The organism is Bacteroides sp. (assembly GCF_028690125.1).
Classification (GTDB): Bacteria; Bacteroidota; Bacteroidia; order Bacteroidales; family Bacteroidaceae; genus Bacteroides.
The window spans coordinates 38,659-59,139 of record NZ_JAQVBV010000015.1; the positions used below are offsets into that span (position 1 = coordinate 38,659).

The window sequence follows — 20,481 nt, forward strand, 5'->3', positions numbered from 1 at the left end:
TTATAGTTTGATCAATCCCAATTCATTAATAAATATCACTGATATGGCAATTGGAGCAATATATTTTAGTATGAAGATAATCAATTTATAGGTAGGGACTTTGAGAGTTCCATCATTCGTGATTTCTGCCCAGACGATTTTCTTGTCGAGATACCAACCGGTAAATAGAGAGATTAATAGGCCGCCCAGTGGTAACATGATTTTGGCTGTCACGAAATCGAAGAGGTCAAACATTCCTAGTCCAAAGATGGTGAATCCCTTCATGACTCCAAGCGACAATGAACAGAAGACTCCAAGAAGAATACACCCCCCCGTCACAAATCTGGCTGCCTTTCTGCGACTGAATTTAAATTCTTCGTGCAGATAAGCTGTCACTACTTCGTGCAGGGAGATGGTGGAAGTAAGTGCTGCCATTGCCAGCAACACATAGAACATCACTGAAAATATGTATGCCAAGGCCGGTACTCCGCTAAATGCTTGCTGAAATACGTTGGGAAGGGTTATAAAGATGAGGCTTGGGCCGGAGTCGGGTTGTATGCCAACGGAGAAAGCCGCAGGGAAAATAATAAATCCGGCTAATATTGCTACAAACGTATCAATGATTCCCACGCTGAAAGCTGTCTTGGTTAGGTTTGTGTCTTTGCTGAAATAGGAAGCATAGGTACACAGACATCCCATTCCCAGACTAAGAGAAAAGAAAGCTTGTCCCATAGCTCCTAAAAATACATTTCCGTCTACCTTGCTGAAATCGGGTTTCAATAGAAATTCAATACCGGCTCCGGCTCCGGGAAGAGTCACTGAACAGACGACTAGTATTAATATAATAATGAATAGGGTAGGCATCATGATTTTAGAGGATTTTTCAATCCCTTTTTCTACTCCTTTTACAATGATAAAATGAGTTCCTAATAAAAATACAACTAACCATAATACAGGTCTCCATGGATTACTGGAGAATTGCTGGAAGGACGAAATGAATTCATTGGATGTCTTTCCGGAAAATCCGTTGGTTATTGCTTCAAAGATATATTCAAGTGTCCATCCTGCTACTACGGAATAGTAACTGAGAATCAGGAATCCTGCCAAGACTCCCATACGTCCTACCCAACGCCACTGGGTTCCGGGTGCTAATTTTTGATAAGCTCTGGCTGTATTAGCCTTTGAACGTCTTCCGATCAGGAATTCGGCAATCATGATAGGAAGTCCTAGAAGAAGGATACATCCTAAATAGATCAATATAAAAGCTGCGCCACCATGGTTTCCTGTTTCATAAGGAAATCGCCAGATATTGCCCAACCCTACTGCTGAACCTGCGGAAGCGAGTATAACTCCTAATTTGCTACCGAAGTTTGCTCTATCGTTTTTTGTCATAAATCTTGTTTTATCTTACAAATCGTTATAAAATACACCTTGTAAAATGCAAATATAGAAAATGATGCTTATATTTGTGCAAATCTTGTAATTTAATTTAGATATGCTATCTTATATTAAGAAATACCCAATTTCCCTTTTTATTATTTTGGCAGTGATTTATCTATCTTTTTTCAAACCACCTCAGACTGACTTGAATGAGATTCCTAATTTAGATAAGCTGGTGCATATTTGTATGTACTTCGGTATGTCCGGAATGTTGTGGTTGGAATTCCTTCGTGCGCACCGTAGAGATAATAGTCCGATGTGGCATGCATGGGTGGGAGCATTCTTGTGCCCTATACTTTTTAGTGGTTGTGTAGAGTTGCTGCAGGAATATTGCACTGATTATAGAGGAGGAGATTGGTTGGATTTTGCCGCTAATACTACTGGAGCAGTGCTGGCAAGTTTGGTTGCTTATTATTTGGTGAGACCGAGATTGCTGAGAAAATAAAAAGATATACGTCGAAAATTATCATATTTTATTTTTTAGACGAGAATGACATGGATGACGTGGATTTTAAGATTAAATTTATGGCCTAATTTCTTTAAATCCGCGTTATCCGTGTCATCCACGTCTAATAATGTTTATATATATGATATATATATTACTATTAGTATGTCGATTTTGTAGATTATAAATACTCTACCAATGTACTAAGTTTTATTCCGTTTGATCCTTTAATTAGAATGGTGTATTCTTGAGGTTTGTTCGCTTTAACATCTTCTATTACTTCCTGCACATTCGCATACGTTTTAAAAGAATGTTGTGCGGTTGCGAACTGTTCTCCGACAAGCCATACTTGCTCGAAGTTGCATCCTTTTATGTAATCTACGATTTTCTGGTGTTCTACCGGACTATCAGGTCCTAATTCGCGCATTTCTCCCAATATAAGCATTTTATGAGGAACGGCCATCTTTTGAAAGTTCTTTAAGGCAGCCATCATGCTGGTCGGGTTAGCATTGTAAGCATCTATAATGAGTGTATTGTCGGCAGTCTTTTTCAACTGCGAACGGTTGTTTTGAGGTGTATATTCCGTAAGGGCTTTGTCGATCTTTGAAGGCTCTACACCGAAGAAATATCCAATAGTAATAGCAGCTAAAGCATTGGGGAAATTATATTCACCGATGAGTTGAGTCTGTACTTCGTGGCGGATACCTTCTTTGCCTGCTTTCCATTCAAAAGTAAGGTAAGGAGAGTTGCCGGTTACAATTCCGTTCACATATAAATCATCCTGACTGCCATATGCTATCAAGTTTAGTCCCTGAGCAATGTTTATCAAATAAGAATTATCCTGATGAATGAAGATCGTAGATTTTTCCTTTTGACGTAAAAAGTCGTATAATTCCCCTTTGGTTTTGATAACTCCTTCAAATGAACCGAATCCTTCGAGATGAGCTTTGCCGACATTCGTGATTATACCATAATCCGGTTCGGCAATGTCCACTAATTCTTTGATATCTCCGGGATGACTGGCTCCCATTTCGATGACTGCAAGGTCATGTTCCGGTTTTAGACGGAGTAATGTTAGCGGTACACCGATGTGGTTGTTCAGATTTCCCAGTGTATAAAGTATCTTGTATGATTGTGAAAGAATGGCGGATATTAATTCTTTGGTAGTCGTTTTTCCGTTGGTTCCAGTAATTCCGATTACCCGTGTTCCCAATTGGCAGCGGTGATAGTTGGCAAGCTGTTGTAATGTTTGTAGACAGTTCTCTACAAGTATATATCGTTCGTCATCTTTTTGGGCATACTCTGCCTCGTCAATAACAGCGAATGCACATCCGTCTTCCAAGGCTTTTCCGGCAAAAGCGTTACCATTAAAAGACTCACCCTTTAAGGCTATAAATAATGACCCTTCCGGACAATTACGGCTGTCGGTAGTCACAGATTGACAATCCAGAAAAATCTGGTAAAGAGCAGAAAGTTTCATAACCTGATCCTTTTTAAAACAGTGCAAAGATAGACTATTCTTTCGGATTTATTTCTTAATTTTAATGTGAATACTTGCTTTTTTTCTCTACATTTGCAACAACCTAATTGGAATATGAACGATGATGAAATCTATTTCTCCTATATATATAAATGTAAAAGGACATTTACTCGATTTAGCTATCCCCCAAGTAATGGGTATACTGAATGTAACACCCGACTCTTTTTATTCCGGTAGTAGGATGCAAACAGAAGAAGAAATTACTGCCAGAACGTGCCGGATTATTGATGAAGGAGCTTCTATCATTGATATCGGAGCCTATTCTTCGCGTCAGAATGCTGAACATATTTCGGCAGAAGAGGAAATGCGACGACTTCGTACCGGGCTTGAAATCATCAACCGTATTTATCCGGATGCGATTGTTTCCGTAGATACTTTTCGTGCCGATGTTGCCGAGCAATGTGTGAAAGATTATGGAGTTGCTATTGTGAATGATATCTCTGCAGGTGAGATGGACGGACGGATGTTCGAAACGGTAGCCCGATTGGGAGTACCTTATATTATGATGCATATGCGGGGCACTCCTCAGAATATGCAACAGGAGCCACATTATGAAAATTTGATTAAAGAGGTTTTTATGTATTTTGCTCGAAAAGTACAGCAACTTCGGGATTTGGGGATGAATGATATTATACTTGATCCGGGTTTTGGTTTTGGAAAGACGCTGGAGCATAATTATGAATTGATGTCACATCTGGAAGAATTCAGTATCTTTGAGTTACCTCTGTTGGTTGGAGTTTCCCGTAAGTCTATGGTTTATAAATTATTGGGAGGTACACCTCAGGAATCATTGAACGGAACTACTGTATTGGATACAGTTGCCTTGATAAAAGGTGCAAATATCTTGCGAGTACATGATGTGCGTGAGGCTGTGGAGGCTGTCCGGATCATAGAAAAATTAAAGAATTAGTAATCTATAAATAGCTGTTGACGCTGTGTTGGAGTTTGGTATAAAAGATTTTATTGATATTCTGCTGGTTGCTTTATTGTTGTATTATACATACAAATTGATGAAAGCTTCCGGTTCTATCAAAGTGTTTACCGGCATTTTGGTTTTTATCTTAATTTGGCTGGTGGTGACTCAAGTGTTGGAAATGAAATTGCTTGGGTCTATTTTCGATACTTTAATGAGCGTAGGTGTTATAGCCTTGATTGTGCTTTTTCAAGATGAAATACGTCGTTTTCTATTGACATTAGGCTCTCATCGTCACTTTAGCGCGTTGGCCCGTTTCTTTAGTGGCTCTAAAAAAGAATCGTTACAGCACGACGATATTATGCCGGTAGTAATGGCGTGTCTGAGTATGGGAAAGCAGAAGGTAGGTGCATTGATTGTGATTGAACATAATATTCCTTTAGATGAAGTAGTTCGTACAGGAGAAATTATTGATGCAGCGATTAATCAACGTTTGATTGAGAATATATTTTTCAAGAATAGCCCTTTGCATGACGGTGCAATGGTGATTAGTAAGAAACGTATTAAAGCTGCCGGTTGCATTCTTCCGGTATCCCATGACTTGAATATACCTAAAGAGTTGGGGTTACGGCATCGTGCTGCTATGGGAATCTCCCAGCAATCGGATGCGCATGCTATTATTGTTTCTGAAGAGACAGGAGCTATTTCGGTTGCCTATCGGGGGCAGTTCTATCTTCGCTTGAATGCAGAGGAATTGGAAAGTCTGCTTACAAAAGAGAATTAAGTACATTAAGGATAAAGTTGGATTCCTATATTATCCGATTTTGGTTTTATGAGTGAGAAACATTCAACATATAGCTTTAATGTCTCAGAACCCTATATTATAAAACAGAGTATAGCAAATACTGATTTTACAAGTTTGCTATACTCTGTCATTTGGTATGTCTCAGAGCTTATTTTATACTCAATGTTTTCCGAAAACTTTTTCCGAAACGGTTGGTAGCTACAATCTCCACTTTTGATGTATTTGCTGATGGACGAACACGGAAAAGATGTAATGTGTGATATCCGGTTGTCTTTCCTTTTTTTTGTGTGATAGCTGCTTGATCTTCATCATCGAATGCTTCTAATACTCCTTTCTTCTCTATTCCATTTTCATAATAAGTGAGAGACCAGGCGGGATCATAATCCCATAGATTCACGACTAAATATTCCGGTTGCGATTGAAACTCTCCCGGTTTGTATACATGGAACTGGTAATCCAAAGGCTGACCGGTAGCTTTATATTGCCAACTGATATCCTCTCCGTTAATATCTACTAGAAGATATCCGTTAGGTGCTCCGCAACGATTGACATCACCTGACCACCAGCCACCGCAGGCAGCTCCTATATTATGTTCATAGATATCAGGAGTAACAATTCGGTTTTCGTAAAAATGAGTGTGACCGGAGAAAATATGAACTTTGTAGTTTTGCAGAATTTCAAATAGCTGTGCGGCATTGCGTGTGTTACCTTTTCCTTTATTTGAGTAATTAGCCACAGGAGCATGAAGAGATAATAATACCAATGTGCCGGGTTTCACATAACTGAGATCTTTTTTAAGCCATTCTAATTGTTCAACAGTGAAGCTTTCTTTATATTTTTTCTGTCCTTGATAATCAATATCTTTCATGGAAATAATATGCACTTTTCCTACATTGAAAGAGTAATCAGTTGGTCCGAAATTGTCTCCGAAAACGTGTTCTGCCCATTCATTCGGATTTTGTGAATTGCTTAAAGCTGTATACTGTAGGTCGAAATCATGATTACCTATCGTATGATACATCGTTAGATTGAGTTTGGATATAGCTTCTTTGTAGGGAGCATATATTTCCATAGCATCCCAAGAAATGTCTCCTAACATCATTCCATATATTTCTTTGCCATTGAGCGTTTTTAACGTTGCCTCCAGATCGGGAACTGTTTCGTTACTGAAACGGGCGAGATGCTTCTCTGTTTTCATTTGTGGATCGGAGATGGCAATGAAAGTAAAATCGTTTGCAGGCATCGTTCTTTTTTCCAATTGAAAATCACAACGGTTTATCTTTTGTTGTTTGTCTAAAGCGGCATAATATCCAGTTGGAAGTGCATTCTCTACGATAGCTTTATAATCTGCCGGAATAGAAAGATAAACAAATTTCGACTGGTCGAAATTAGACGGTAGATAATAATGTCCTTTTTCATCTGTTTGGGTGAAATTGACTCCATCGGTTACTACAACTCCGGCAATGGGAGATTTTTTGTTATCTGTAACAATACCTTTTACAGTCATTCCTTTCTTTGAAGGAAGTCCGGCTGCCTGACAACTGACTATCGCCAAAGATAGCAATAGTAGTAAGGTGGATAAAAACTTTGTGGATTTCATCTGTTTTTTTTATATAATTAGTTGATATGCAAAGATATGAAATGAAAACGAAAAAGTATGTAACATAATGGTTGCATTTTTATTTCTTTTCTTTCTCATTTTTGCGATTCACTTTTTACCATGTTTTCAATACGGTGATATAATTATGAAAAGTACTTTATTTAAAAAGAAGCCATAAACTAATTTTTTCCACTGAATAAAGTAATCTGTTTGAGTACAAAGATTAATTCGTAGAACTATAGTCTTCCTTTCGTTGGACTATAGTTCAACGAAAGGAAGACTATAGTTGAAGTTGCGTTGGACTATAGTTCAACGAATTAAATTGTGCAGAGAAAAAGTTTATTGACTGAATCGTTTTAAATTAGTTATAACTAGTTTAGCATTAAACTCATATAAGGGTGTAAGGGCTGGAGAAGTTTATTACTTAATTCGCTTATATTCATTTGAGTGGATATCTCAGGTAATTGTTCGGTACTAAATTCACACTTTCCTTTCTGTATATAGTAATAACCATTATTTATCGGTAACTGCTTGTCTGTTAATTCAAAGTTCATTGTTAGTTCAGGAAAGGTTGTTGCATATAGTTTTAGCACCTCTTTGGCATTGATTATCCGTGCCATACCAAACGAGTGCCGGGATTGTTCATTATTAACAGGCAACAATCTGATAATCTGCCCGTGTCCGCTTTGTTGTTGCAAATAATGCAATAACTGGTTCTCTATATCTTTTGAATCTGCTAAAAGCTCATTAATAATCAGATTTTCATTCCCATTATATGCAATAGCCAATCCATTTATTATATTCTCTTGTTTGGCAATAACCAGAATACCATCGCTGATGCCTAAATCAGTCATGATTATTTTGAAATCATCAGAAGTATGCTGAATACAGCAAGATCGTTTGGATAGTTCTCTGTTCAGATATTGATATACTTCTTCCTGATAATCAGATATAGAATTTATTTTTATTTTAGGAGAAGGAGTAATTGAAGGTACAATAACTTCTTTAACTGAATGTTGGAATACAGGTGCATATCCCATTTGCGTATAATAGTTGAATAACCAAGGTTCGGCGGGTATCAATGTGCTGAAAGAAATACCGTTATGAAGCATTCTTTTGAAAGCGAGAGTGAGAAGCTCACGCATTGTACCTTTTCCACGAAAATCGGGATGAGTACAAGCACCTGAAATATAAGAAGTCTGCACAGTATGTCCGCAAAAGCTCATCGGGTAAGGAAGCATTTGAAGAGCGGAGATGATTGCGGTATCTTTTTGAATGGCAACATTTACTTCATCGGTATAGCGTAGGCGAAAGTACATATCAATGAAAGTTTCACTGTCATTGAAACAAAGTTTCCATAATGCTTTTACTTCTTCTTTCATAATCAGTCGGATTTACTATTAAACAAACAAAGATAAAAATTCGTTTTCAGGTTGCCTAAAATATTTGTGATGAATGAATAATAATGTGGCATTTAGTTTTTTTTACTGACAATAAAATGTTATATTTGTAATACTTAGAAAATGTTCTTTATAAAATAACCTGTTAAAATGAATATATTATGAAAACGAAACTAGTTTGCTTGATTTTGATTCTATGTGGGTGTTTGTCACTTTCTGCTCAGCATATGCCGAAAGTTGATGAAAATGGAGTTTATTTCGTAGCCGAGAAAATGCCTGAATTTACGGGTGGACAGCAGGCGTTAATGAAATATTTGAGTACAAATGTCCAATATCCTGCTGAAGCTCAGAAAAATGGAATAGGTGGTCGTGTAATAGTTCAGTTCGTAATTATGGAAGATGGCAGTATTGCTCAAGAGAAGATAGTGCGAGGGGTAGAGCCATCACTAGATGCTGAAGCACTCCGTTTGGTGAAACAGATGCCTAAATGGATACCGGGGACAGAGCAGGGGGTGCCGGTGAAGGTCCGTTATAATGTTCCTATCTTTTTTCGTATGACAGAAGGAAGTATATCAAGGCTAAAATCGGATTTAGTGTTGCCTGTAGGGCAGGAAGTGAAAAATGCGGCATTGGAAGGTGTATGGCAATCTTGTTCTGTGAAGACCATTGGTGAAGAATACCATATATATCGGGTCCAGGTATTGAAAATATTGTCTTCTGACGGTACATTTATGAATATTTTCACAGGTGATAATAAAGCGGGTGTGGTGATTACAGCTTCGGGAACTTACCAAAAAGAATCAGAGAATACATATGTGGAAACTTTGGAAAAATCGGCGATAGACCTTTTTAAAGAAGGCTCAAAAAATTCAATTACATTTGAGTTTCTGAATGATAATCTGGTGAAATTTACATTTTCAATTCCGGGAAAGGATACGCCGTGGGAAGAATATTGGTTTAGAGTACCTCTTCCGGAAATAAAACTGGTAGCTGAATAGTATGAATAAAATCAGAATATGACGGGAAAATTGTATCAAAAGTCTTTAATTATTACTTTTTAGGCACGGATTTCATTGATTTTACGATTTTAATTCATAAAAGAATCGTCTGTTTTTCTGTAATTCGTGCCTAAATAATTATATATTGATAAACTGTCTTTTATTTGGACAAGTCTTATCGCCCTTAATATAGTATTTACCACTTTATCATGTCCATTGGATACTCTTTTAGGCAAGCCATGTATTTATCCAGAATGGTAACCGGTTGATAAGAGAGTTTCGCTTTGCGTAATCCTTCAATTCCTAAATCTTCTTCGCGGTTCATATAAGTATATTGTTCGGGAATATGATTTGCAAATTCATAATTGATCATTGCATATGCACCATCAATATTAATATCTGCCTTTTCTACATGTACTCCAAATGTTTCGTGATTGATTGGCATACCAAAAGTGAATGCAACTATTTTTCCATTCACATGTAGAATACCTCCTGTCAGACCTAATGCCTCAAAATGATGAAGTGCATAAATAAGAGCGCGGCGTTCATTGCCGGTTCCATTCTGTTGGTCGCAATCATTCATTTTACACCATTCAGCTTCCAAATCCAAACATTCCTGAATACGGTCCGGGGTAATTGGTGCATATTCATAATCGGGATAAGTATTGCGGAATCGGTTGATATGATTTCTTTTTGCCTGGAACTTTTTGCCTTTAAGAGTCGCAAGGTCACTTCTTAAATATATATAATCTGCATAGTCACGGTTTTCTGTAAAGGTAAACTGTTCGGGCAGAATTGCTTCAAGATCAGTCCGCATACAACTACATACTCCTAACATACAGAATTGTTGGTTTTCTCGATGCGCATCTTCAATTAATTCTCGAAGAACAACTTTTAGATTTCCCGTACCTATAGGCATCATATAAGCCAATTGCTCTTCTGCCCAGAACTTAAAAACTAAAAAGTTGTTGATTACTGCAAATTTGGTATCGTATAAAAATCTCCAACTACAGAGATTTGAAAAAGAAAGATCGCAGTTCCGGCGATTACTGTTCATCGTGAATGCGGTAATTGTGTCTTTATCAGCAAGTGTGATATCTTTAAATGCAATCATGAAATTGTTTTTTTGAGTTTAACTTTTATATAACGGAAAATAGAAGGATTTTGTTTTTACAAGATTCCTAATAAATGAAGAATCGTAGGCGTTAATAAAGCTGTAAATATTCCGTTTAATGTGAGTCCTAAACTCGCATAGGCTCCATATTTGCTACTGATATCCATGGCAGTGGAAGTTCCGACCGCATGCGCAGCTGTTCCCATAGAAAGACCTTGGGCAATGGGACTGCCGACGCGCATGATTTTCATTGCTTTGAAACCACATATGGCGCCTAATAAACCAACTGCTACGACAACTGCTGCTGTTAGTGAAGGAATACCACCAATCGTTTTGGTAACTTCCATAGCAATAGGGGTGGTAACGGATTTAGGGGCTAGAGATAGAATAACTTCCTGAGAGGCTCCCATTAATTTTGCTATGATTACAACGGAAATGACTCCGACAATGCAACCTGCCAATTGGGAGAGAAGGATAGGCAATAACTGTTTCTTTATCATCTCCAATTGAAGATACAAGGGGACTCCTAAGGCTACAACTGCAGGACGTAGCCAGAACTCAATGAGATGTCCTCCTTTATTGTAGGTTTCATAAGATATGTTTGTCATCTTTAAAAAGATGATAAGAATTGCGATAGTGAGTAATATGGGATTCAATAATAATATTCCTGTTTTGTTCTGAAGCGATTTGGCTAAAAAGAAAATCCCGAAGGTAATAGCCAACAGAAAGAATTCATTTTCTAAGAAATTCATTGATCTTTATGTGTTAAGGGAGTCTTTAATTTCCGAATAATCTGGTGTACCCATCCTGTGACCAAAAGAACAAGGATCGTACTGACAATAGTGGCAACCACTATCGGCCAGAATTCTGCTGTGATTACATCAAAATATAGCATTAATGCAATTCCGGGAGGAACGAAAAAGAATCCTAAGTTAGCGACTAAAAAGTCGGAAAGTCCTTGTATCCATTGCAATTTAATCCAACCTAATTTCAAAAAGAGGGTGAGGAGCAGCATACCTATAATGCTGGAAGGGAGTTTGATACCCGTAAGATAAACGATTAATTCACCCAAAGCCAAACAGCCAAATAAAATGGCGCACTGACGTATCATACTAATTACCTATTGATTGTTGAAAACAGTGCAAAGGTAGGAAAAATAGAAGTACTGTGTTAAATATTATAATAATTTAGATTTGGTGGAGAAAAATAGGCTGATTTGTAATGTGTATATAGCAAAATTGCGTACTTTTGTGACGCAATTGACAAACAACTTGAAAGTTCAAAACATATTATAGATATATCAATGCTTAATTTAATTAACCAAATTGTGGCGCGTGCGAAAGAAAACCGCCAACGTATTGTGCTTCCGGAAGGAACGGAAGAACGTACATTAAAAGCTGCCAACCAGATTTTGACAGATGAAGTTGCTGATCTTATTTTATTGGGCAAGCCGGAGGAGATCAACGAACTTGCTGTAAAATGGGGATTAGGAAACATCAATAAAGCTACCATTATCGATCCGGAGACTTCTTCTAAGCATGAGGAGTATGCGCAATTGTTGTGCGAACTTCGTAAAAAGAAAGGAATGACTATTGAAGAGGCTCGCCAATTGACGAGTGATCCTTTATTTTATGGATGTTTGATGATCAAGAGTGGTGATGCTGATGGTCAGTTGGCAGGTGCACGTAACACAACTGGTAATGTATTGCGTCCGGCATTGCAGATTATTAAAACAGCTCCGGGTATCACTTGTGTATCTGGTGCAATGTTGCTGCTGACTCACGCTCCGGAATGCGGCAAAAATGGCATTTTGGTAATGGGTGATGTAGCTGTAACTCCGGTTCCTGATGCTAATCAATTGGCTCAGATTGCTATTTGTACAGCTCAGACTGCTAAAGCCGTTGCCGGTATTGAAACTCCTAAAGTGGCTTTGTTGAGCTTCTCTACAAAGGGGTCTGCTAAGCATGAGGTAGTAGATAAGGTCATAGAAGCAACTAAGATTGCTAAAGAAATGGCTCCTACTTTAGATTTGGATGGCGAAATGCAGGCGGATGCTGCCTTGGTACCTGAAGTTGCTGCTAGCAAAGCTCCCGGATCACCGGTAGCAGGAGAGGCAAATGTGTTGATCGTTCCTAGTCTGGAAGTAGGTAATATTTCTTATAAATTGGTTCAACGTTTAGGACATGCTGATGCTATTGGCCCTATTCTGCAGGGAATTGCTCGTCCGGTGAATGACTTGTCTCGTGGTTGTTCTATCGAGGATGTATATCGTATGATTGCTATTACGGCAAATCAGGCTATTGCAGCAAAAGCTAACAAATAATCTAAATCATAAATCAACGAAAAAATGAAAGTATTAGTATTGAACTGTGGTAGTTCATCTATTAAATATAAGTTATTTGATATGACCACTAAAGAGGTAATTGCTCAAGGTGGAATCGAAAAAATCGGTCTGAAAGGATCTTTCTTGAAACTGACTTTGCCGAATGGTGAAAAGAAAATTCTGGAAAAAGATGTTCCGGAACATACTGTAGGTGTTGAGCTTATCTTAAATACATTGATTAATCCTGAATATGGTGCTATCAAGTCTTTGGATGAAATCAACGCAGTAGGTCACCGTATGGTGCACGGAGGAGAACGCTTCAGTGAATCTGTATTGCTGACAAAAGAGGTGTTGGATGCTTTTGCTGCTTGCAATGACTTAGCACCATTACATAATCCTGCCAATCTGAAAGGTGTGAATGCTGTAACTGCTATTTTGCCGAATGTACCACAAATTGGTGTGTTTGATACTGCTTTCCATCAGACTATGCCGGATTATGCTTATCTGTATGCTATTCCATATGATCTGTATGAGAAATATGGCGTACGTCGGTATGGTTTCCACGGAACTTCTCACCGTTATGTTTCTCAACGTGTATGTGAATTCTTGGGCGTGAAGCCGGAAGGACAGAAAATTATTACTTGTCACATTGGTAATGGTGGTTCTATTGCAGCTATCAAAGATGGGAAATGTATAGATACCACAATGGGATTAACTCCTTTGGAAGGTTTGATGATGGGTACTCGTAGTGGTGATATTGATGCCGGTGCGGTAACTTTTATCATGGATAAGGAAGGATTGAACACCACCGGTGTGTCAAATCTGTTGAATAAGAAGAGTGGTGTGCTAGGAGTGTCCGGAGTTTCAAGTGATATGCGCGAATTGGATGCTGCTTGTGCGTCGGGAAATCCTCGGGCTCTTTTGGCAGAGAAGATGTACTACTACCGTATTAAGAAATATATTGGTGCTTATGCTGCTGCATTAGGTGGGGTCGATATCGTATTGTTTACAGGCGGCGTTGGAGAGAATCAATGGCTGTGTCGCGAAGCTGTTTGTGAGAATCTGGAATTTATGGGTATAGAAATAGATAAGGCTGTAAATACTAAGATTCGCGGTGAGGAAGCAGTCATTTCAACTCAGAATTCAAAAGTAAAGGTAGTGGTTATTCCTACAGACGAAGAATTGCTGATAGCGTCAGATACAGTAGCTATTCTAAATAGATAACTGATCATTCTGCTTATTATATAAAGAAAGGGATGGCTCGCTAATGGCGAGTTCATCCCTTTTCTCATCCCTTATTACTCAATAATCACATATAATTTCTTATTCTGCATATTAATTTTATCCTTGCACAGAGCATTGATTATTTCTATTTTAAATTCAGACGAATGTAGTTAGGATAGTGATCTGAAAGAACATTTGTCGTTTTTTCGCGTAGTATGTCCGAATAAGTACAATCATTTGCCAGATTTCCGTTTAACATAATGTAGTCGTATCTGCATCCTTTATTTTCAGGAAATTCGGTGGTGCTGACCGGGATACTTTGTTTGAAGTGACCGTTACTGTATAATGTAAAAGCATCTTTGAAACCATTCTCCAGTAGGAAGTCTGTTACTTCGAAATTATAGGCTGTGGTAGAAGAAAAATTCAGCCGTTCCGATTCAAATTTCGGACCATATGCTTTTGCATCATAAGCGTTATACGAATTGAAGTCTCCTGCTACCATAATTTTTGCTTCAGCCGGTAATTTCTTTATCTTTTCATTCATGATATTTTTGATTTCTGTAACACGGTCTTTCAATTCGAACGGTGAAAGGTGAATGACAAAAATATCTATACCCTGGCATTTGGCATGAATAAATCCATGGTAAGTATATATGGTAGGATCACTGCCTCTAAGCACTTTCTCTACATTCGTGATCGGATATCGGGAGGTCAGTCCTGTAGGATATCCTGTCTCTTTCGTGATATAGGCGTACTCATGTCCGTATTGTTTGGCAAACTCCAACAGGCTGGCTTCTGTAAAGTTGTTCAGTTCTTGAAAGAGCATGATGTCCGGGTCGTATGTTGTCATCCAATTGAGAAAACGTTGCTTTTTAGTATCTTTGCCATCAAATCCGTTTAGTACATTGTAGGAAAGTACACTTACCGTTTGGGCAGGCTTCAATATTATTTCCAGTTTCGTTTCATACTTGCCGTCGTATGAGATGCGTTCTTTGTGCGGTTCATATTTGGGCGAAACTATTGAAATGTATCCGTCTACACTTCCTTTGTAATAGGGAAGCCATTTCCCGTTCTCATCCGAACGACCTTCTCCCATGGTAACCACTCGGTTCTTTTCCAGACCCGACATTACTACAAAGGCATCTTTGACAGGCTTTCCGGATGTGTCTTTCAGATAAACGGATAATTGTCCTACAACAGTATTGTCTGTGCTATCTTTACTGTCCGAACAAGCATAACACACTATGGATAGTAAAATAACGAATAAACTAGTTCTATTTTTCATAATTTACTGATTTAAAAATGGGAATGATATATACTAATACCTATTTCAAACTTGTGACTTTGTATCCATTTACTACTTGCTTATCTTAGCGGCAACTCCCCCGCCGGGATACATCTTAATCTTTACTTTTTTGTCATCCGATAACATCTTCTTTTCCTTTTTATAGTCTGTGGCATTACGATCTGCATTGATACCATCGCGGAAAATTTCTATCTGATAGTTGCCATCCGGCAGGAATGACAGGTCTATTTCCATTTCGCGGGTTTTCCAATCGTTGATAGCTCCTACGTACCATGTGTCTTTGCTACGACGTGCCATGCTGATGTATTGACCTATTTTGCTGTCTAAAGCTACAGTTTCATCCCATACCGTGGGGATGGAAGTAATAAATTCTGTGCTTTCTTCTTCATTTATATAATTGATGGGCGTGTCGCATAGCATATTGAATGGAGATTCAAAGATTACATATTCTGCCAACTGGCGGCAACGTGTCCCTTGACTCATCGGCTCGGTATAATTAGGAACATAACCCTTTTGTGTAGCGTTACGCATAGCTCCCTGTGTGTAGTCCACCGGTCCTGCCAACATACGGATAAATGGGAAAGTCAAATCATAAATAACTTGGTCATAACCTTGTTTTTTCCACTTAAGTTGTTCCAGTCCGTTCACTCCTTCAAAGTTGATCACATTCGGATAAGTGCGCTGGAGTCCGAACGGCTTACAGGTTCCGTGGTAGTCGAGCAGCATTTTATGTTCGGCACACACTTCGGCGGCTTCCCACATAAAATCAACCATTTCTTGATCATCACGATCCATGAAGTCTACTTTGAACCCTTTGATACCCATATTGGCATAGTGCTTCACAACTTTCTCCATATCACGATGGAAAGCCCAATATCCTGCCCATAAGATCAGGTCTACCTTTTTGGATTTTGCGTAGGCCGCTAGCTCTTCCAGGTTAATCTGTGGAATAATCTGAAGCATATCCGCTTTCTTATTGACTGCCCATCCTTCATCCAGAATCACATATTCAATATTGTTTTCGGCAGCGAAGTCAATGTAGAATTTGTAAGTGTCATTATTGACTCCTGCACGGAAATCAACACCTTTCAGATTCCAGTTATTCCACCAGTCCCAAGCCACTTTCCCGGGTTTGATCCATGAAAGATCGGTCATAGACGAGGGACGTCCCAGCAGGAATACCAGATCATTATCCAAAAGATCTTTGTCATTGTCTGCAATGGCGAATATTCTCCATGGGAAAGAACGAGTGCCCTTTGTCCGAGCGATATAACCTTCTCGCTCCTTCACCATTTTTTGCAGCATATTGTGTCCGCCTTGTTCAGTTACTTTCGGGACGGTGGCATATACTCCTTCCATAGCAGATGTATTTGCCTTACTACGGAGGAACATCCCCGGATAATCATATAGGTCACTTTCGGTGATACATATCTTCTGATTATTGGCGGGTAACTCAACTAGAAACGGAAGAATAACCAACCGTTGGTCATTTAGTGAAGAGAGCGACTTATAGTCATACGTATTCTCGAACGAATTCAGGAATTGGCTGTCGATGTCACCGTCTTTTCCACGGTTGCTATAGGCTGCGTATCCTTTACTTTGGTCGGGGAACTTGTAGTCTGCCTTTTCATTAATGACGGTGATGGGTGTTTTGCCAAAATTCGTCTGGAATTGGTAGGCTACACCTTGGTCGTAACAACGGAAATTAACTGCATATTTTCCTTTAAACTGAACAATCAGTTCATTGAAACTCTCTTCAACTTCACTTTTTTTGTAAATGGGTGATGCTATTTTCTGCCCGGACACAGAGCGTTTGGTGACTTTCGTCACTTTCGGCTGCTTTCCTATCTCGCCAATCTCTCGGATATTCATTCCGATGGGAGAAGGTTCCAATAGAGTCCTACCATTTTGTGAAACACTGATTAACAATTCGTCTCCGGTAGTTGCCTGAAGCACGATTTGTCCGTTGGGTGATGTCAATTGCATCACTTTCTGGCTCCAGCCCGTGATAGAATGGAGCACTAAAAAGAATAAAATTACTGTTTTTTTAGTCATAAAATAAAATTGTTCGGTTTCTGCCAATGTTATTAATGAATACTTTGGTATTATAAAGCTTATATTCAGGCCTTTTTATGCCTAAACTGTAAACTGTTAATAATCTTTCGTAAACTTCAAATCATTGGCAGAAGTTGAATAATAACTATAGGTTTACGGATTATTTATTTGCTTTCCCATAAGCTTTCAATTCTTCCACTGATACATTAGCTCCACGGTTACTTTCGGTTATCACCATTTTTATGTATCGTCCTGTTACCACTTTCGGACAATAGAAGGATACGAATCCCAGCCGTTTCTCCGTTCCGAAGTCGAATGTGGTCGCTTTTGTCCAGTTGGTTCCATCGGCACTGATTTCGAAATACCCACCTTTTAAGTCTGTATTGTATGTATCTCCACGTCTCAATATCTCAAACTCGGAGATGGCATAAGAACTGTTCAGCTTAAAGACAAATGTTTGCGGAAGTCCCGCAGTGCCTACTCCGGAATTATTGTATTTAACGTGCCATCTGGTGTTTTCGTTGTTATCAATCATATTTTCGGGTTTTTCGGATCCTTGGTAGCTTGTATATGATTCTACCGACCATTGAGTATAAGGAATCTGCTCCATGCGGTTCAATATAGTGATCACACAAGTACTTTGTTTAGCGTTTATATCAAACTTGGAAGGATTGCTTAGGCGTACAGGGATAGCAAACCAACCGTAACCCAGTTTCTCTTTGTCGAGAATTACCTTTAAAGTCTGAACATTCTTACCTGCTACCAGCCTTTGCTCTCCAACCAATTCAAAGCTGCCGCTGACAGGCTGAGTGTACTCCAAATCATTTTTCTCGTTCCACTCGTCTAATGCCGCCTGATCAATAATTGCCGTAAAATCAATGTCCCATTTGTTTGCAAAAGGAGTTTCTATCGGCAATGCTATTTCTATCTTTCCTGTAGCAGTTATAGGAATCACTTCCTGAAGCGTACTTCCACAAGTGAAACCAAATGTAGCAGGCTTCACTGTTGGAGAAATAATAACGGAACCTTTATTTTGATTGATCTGTACTTCCCCTTTGCTATTGAGTGAAATCGGGAGGACATATTGCTCCTGTTTAGGATCTTCTTTTAATAGTTCCGTTTTGAATATCACTTGGACATTTCCTTTCTGTTGGGAACTTCCCATCGTCTGATTGCTGTTTACTACCTGATAATACGTTTCAGGAAGCAACTCTGCGGTTGTATTATGTTCCCGGTTATACTGTTCAACTAGGTTTTCGTCCACTAGTGCTTCAATGAAAGCCTCTTTTTTAATCAGGCCGCTTTTGAAAATGGGTATATTGTACGTATAGTCTTCTCCTGTATTGTACAGATCGAGGGATATTTCTCCATTGTTGATGAAATAGATCAATGGCTCAGATAGGTTGTTGTCGCGGTTACTGATATCACAGCCAGCAAGTAGCAACAATCCGCTTATCATCCATCCGAAGTTATATATTCGTTTCATAATTATTGAATTTGATTTGTTGTTTACCATAAATAGTTCTGAGTAATTTTCTTGTTTCTATCCAATGCTTCCTGGGAGATTGGGAACAAATAATGCTTTTTATTGAAAACTCTATTTTCAGCTATCGTGCGTACCCAGAATTCGCCTTTCGGTTTGTGGTCGGTTGCCATTACGTTCATACCATATATTGGACCATTCTCTGTTTCTTCGGCGATTCTCCAAGTGCGAGTGTCGAAGAAACGGTATCCTTCAAATGCCAGTTCTACTTGACGTTCATGGCGTATTAATTCACGCATTTTATCTTGGTCTTTCACCTCTTCCGGATAAACTTCTTCCAGATTGGGTACACCTGCTCTTTCACGGATCAGGTTAATGTATTTCAGGATATCCGCATTTCCGGGATCACATTCGTTCAATGCTTCCGCATAGTTCAGGTAGATTTCTCCCAAACGGCAGATGGGCCAGGAGAAACGTCCGTATTCACTATTCTTGTGATTGAGAGAGTGGTCGGACATCTTACTGATCAGGTAACCAGTCTTCGAATAATTGTGTGAAGAACCGGGACCGCTGTTTCCTCCATAATAGAATTCTACATCGATGGTTGTAGAACCGGCTTTCCATTTCTCGCCACTCCAACATACGCTTACATAGAATCTGGGTTCGCGATTCATATACATTGTATTGGTGTTACTGTACGTTGTACCATCCGCAGGATTCTTTACATTCTGAAATTTCCCTTCCGAGTAGTTGGCTATCGGATCAAAAACCGGATTTGCACCATTGTTGGTATATCCGATGATGGGATAACGACCATTGCTCATTGCATAAGCATCTATCATCTTTTGTGTTGCGGATACACCACCGTATGAAAGGTTTCCAATGCCTCTTGGTGTTGTTACATATCTCCATTGTCTGGCATCGAGTGCACGCCCGAAAATCACTTCACTGTTCCAAAGTGACAGATAAATGCCTGCATAAGATTTATAAGGGTTTATTTTCTCATCAGTGTATTCTTTGTGTAATTCATAAAGATTCAGGTCGATGACAGCTTTGTTGGCCTCTGCTGCCCATTCCCATTTCTTCGCATTATACGACTGTGGAAACAAGTGCTTGCCTTCCGTAGAAACTATATTCTTATAGAATGAATCATCACTGTTATACAGTTTTCGGGCAGAATAAAGTAGCATACGGGCTTTGAGTGCCATTGCCGCTCCGATCGTTGGCTTGCCATACCAGTTTGTTTCCTGCTTCTCAGGCAATATCTCGGCTATTGCATCAAACTCTTCACAAATATAGTTCATACACTCTTCCCAAGTAGAACGTTCCTTGCCTAAGTCCAGATCTGCCGAGGTAATGTCCGATACTTCATCGCCGACCAAAATAACCGGACCATACATACGCATCATCATAGCATAGTAGTAAGCACGCAAGAACCGTGCTTCGGTTTTCCATTGGAGCTTTTCTTCAAAGTTGATTTCCGGGCATTTGTCTACATTCAGCATGAAGAAATTCGCTTCACGTATCCCTTGGTAATAGGATTTCCAAAAATTTTGATAAGGAGGAGAGTCTGGTGACCATGCGCCATTGTTCATATAACAGTAACCTCTTTGCAGATAAGTGATACAGGCTTCATCCGATGCTCCCAACCAGGGAGTATTTGATGCTGTATTTGACTCATCGACCATGTAGCTGTACACATTAAACAGGTATCGTTGGGTCGTTGAACGTTTCTGGAAAATCATTTCGATAGTCAGAGTGTCATCAGGCTGTCTGTCCAGATACGAATCACAAGAATTCAGCATCAGCACACAAACAGAAATTCCGATATATTTTATAATGTTCTTCATCTTAAT

General features: G+C 39.0%; 17 protein-coding genes. 6 read left to right on the top strand and 11 right to left on the bottom strand.

The genetic code is table 11. The annotated features are described in order from the left end of the window. Positions 1-1,371 carry a sodium-dependent transporter gene (locus PHO71_RS11415; RefSeq protein WP_300203292.1) on the bottom strand — a complete coding sequence of 457 codons (1,371 nt, stop codon included), beginning with the start codon at positions 1,369-1,371 and terminating at the stop codon, positions 1-3. A gap of 103 nt (positions 1,372-1,474) precedes the next feature. Here PHO71_RS11415 and PHO71_RS11420 point away from each other — a divergent pair, with 103 nt between their 5' ends. After that, a complete protein-coding gene (locus PHO71_RS11420) occupies positions 1,475-1,864 on the top strand; it encodes a VanZ family protein (protein ID WP_300203294.1) in 390 nt (129 codons plus the stop codon). A gap of 181 nt (positions 1,865-2,045) precedes the next feature. Here the strand turns inward: PHO71_RS11420 and murF are convergent, their stop codons facing one another. Further along, positions 2,046-3,344, bottom strand: a complete 1,299-nt coding sequence (gene murF, locus PHO71_RS11425; protein WP_300203296.1) for a UDP-N-acetylmuramoyl-tripeptide--D-alanyl-D-alanine ligase — start codon at positions 3,342-3,344, stop codon at positions 2,046-2,048. A 121-nt stretch (positions 3,345-3,465) separates the two neighbouring features. Between murF and folP the strand changes: the two genes are divergently transcribed. Together folP and cdaA are read left to right on the top strand one after the other, a co-directional pair. Then, positions 3,466-4,314, top strand: a complete 849-nt coding sequence (gene folP, locus PHO71_RS11430) for a dihydropteroate synthase (protein WP_300203298.1) — start codon at positions 3,466-3,468, stop codon at positions 4,312-4,314. A 25-nt stretch (positions 4,315-4,339) separates the two neighbouring features. Then, positions 4,340-5,101: a diadenylate cyclase CdaA gene (cdaA, locus tag PHO71_RS11435; protein WP_300203300.1), complete on the top strand. Its 762-nt coding sequence runs from the start codon at positions 4,340-4,342 to the stop codon at positions 5,099-5,101. 169 nt (positions 5,102-5,270) lie between these two features. Here cdaA and PHO71_RS11440 read toward each other — a convergent pair whose 3' ends face one another. Together PHO71_RS11440 and PHO71_RS11445 are read right to left on the bottom strand one after the other, a co-directional pair. Then, positions 5,271-6,722 (bottom strand): calcineurin-like phosphoesterase family protein, encoded by a 1,452-nt coding sequence (locus PHO71_RS11440; RefSeq protein ID WP_300203302.1) that lies wholly within the window; start codon positions 6,720-6,722, stop codon positions 5,271-5,273. 371 nt (positions 6,723-7,093) lie between these two features. Next, complete coding sequence (locus PHO71_RS11445; protein ID WP_300203432.1) at positions 7,094-8,110, bottom strand: GNAT family N-acetyltransferase; 1,017 nt, start codon at positions 8,108-8,110, stop codon at positions 7,094-7,096. A 173-nt stretch (positions 8,111-8,283) separates the two neighbouring features. Between PHO71_RS11445 and PHO71_RS11450 the strand changes: the two genes are divergently transcribed. After that, positions 8,284-9,120: a TonB family protein gene (locus PHO71_RS11450; RefSeq protein ID WP_300203304.1), complete on the top strand. Its 837-nt coding sequence runs from the start codon at positions 8,284-8,286 to the stop codon at positions 9,118-9,120. A 196-nt stretch (positions 9,121-9,316) separates the two neighbouring features. Here the strand turns inward: PHO71_RS11450 and PHO71_RS11455 are convergent, their stop codons facing one another. From PHO71_RS11455 to PHO71_RS11465, 3 genes are read right to left on the bottom strand one after another with little or no spacing between them, the layout of a single operon-like run. Continuing rightward, a complete protein-coding gene (locus PHO71_RS11455; protein ID WP_300203307.1) occupies positions 9,317-10,234 on the bottom strand; it encodes a DUF2156 domain-containing protein in 918 nt (305 codons plus the stop codon). A 56-nt stretch (positions 10,235-10,290) separates the two neighbouring features. Continuing rightward, positions 10,291-10,986 carry an LrgB family protein gene (locus PHO71_RS11460; RefSeq protein WP_300203309.1) on the bottom strand — a complete coding sequence of 232 codons (696 nt, stop codon included), beginning with the start codon at positions 10,984-10,986 and terminating at the stop codon, positions 10,291-10,293. Beyond that, positions 10,983-11,345, bottom strand: coding sequence for a CidA/LrgA family protein (locus tag PHO71_RS11465; protein ID WP_300203311.1), 363 nt, complete (start codon positions 11,343-11,345; stop codon positions 10,983-10,985). Before PHO71_RS11465 ends, PHO71_RS11460 begins: the two co-directional genes overlap by 4 nt. 192 nt (positions 11,346-11,537) lie before the next feature. On the opposite strand from PHO71_RS11465, the gene pta reads away from it, so the two are divergent. Continuing rightward, the gene (gene pta / locus PHO71_RS11470; RefSeq protein ID WP_300203313.1) at positions 11,538-12,557 is read left to right on the top strand and encodes a phosphate acetyltransferase; all 1,020 of its coding nucleotides are present in this window, start codon (positions 11,538-11,540) and stop codon (positions 12,555-12,557) included. A gap of 24 nt (positions 12,558-12,581) precedes the next feature. Then, complete coding sequence (locus tag PHO71_RS11475; RefSeq protein WP_300203315.1) at positions 12,582-13,781, top strand: acetate kinase; 1,200 nt, start codon at positions 12,582-12,584, stop codon at positions 13,779-13,781. Between the two features lie 145 nt (positions 13,782-13,926). Here PHO71_RS11475 and PHO71_RS11480 read toward each other — a convergent pair whose 3' ends face one another. The 4 genes from PHO71_RS11480 to PHO71_RS11495 all read right to left on the bottom strand — a co-directional run bounded on the left by PHO71_RS11480 (position 13,927) and on the right by PHO71_RS11495 (position 20,475). Next, entirely contained in the window at positions 13,927-15,066 is a 1,140-nt protein-coding gene (locus PHO71_RS11480; protein WP_300203317.1) for an endonuclease/exonuclease/phosphatase family protein, read from the bottom strand. Positions 15,067-15,138: 72 nt separating this feature from the next. Further along, the gene (locus tag PHO71_RS11485) at positions 15,139-17,142 is read right to left on the bottom strand and encodes a glycoside hydrolase family 97 protein (RefSeq protein WP_300203319.1); all 2,004 of its coding nucleotides are present in this window, start codon (positions 17,140-17,142) and stop codon (positions 15,139-15,141) included. Between the two features lie 160 nt (positions 17,143-17,302). Next, positions 17,303-18,628 (bottom strand): DUF1735 domain-containing protein, encoded by a 1,326-nt coding sequence (locus PHO71_RS11490; protein WP_300203321.1) that lies wholly within the window; start codon positions 18,626-18,628, stop codon positions 17,303-17,305. 23 nt (positions 18,629-18,651) lie between these two features. After that, the gene (locus PHO71_RS11495; protein WP_300203323.1) at positions 18,652-20,475 is read right to left on the bottom strand and encodes a RagB/SusD family nutrient uptake outer membrane protein; all 1,824 of its coding nucleotides are present in this window, start codon (positions 20,473-20,475) and stop codon (positions 18,652-18,654) included. Between the last annotated feature and the right edge of the window lie 6 nt (positions 20,476-20,481).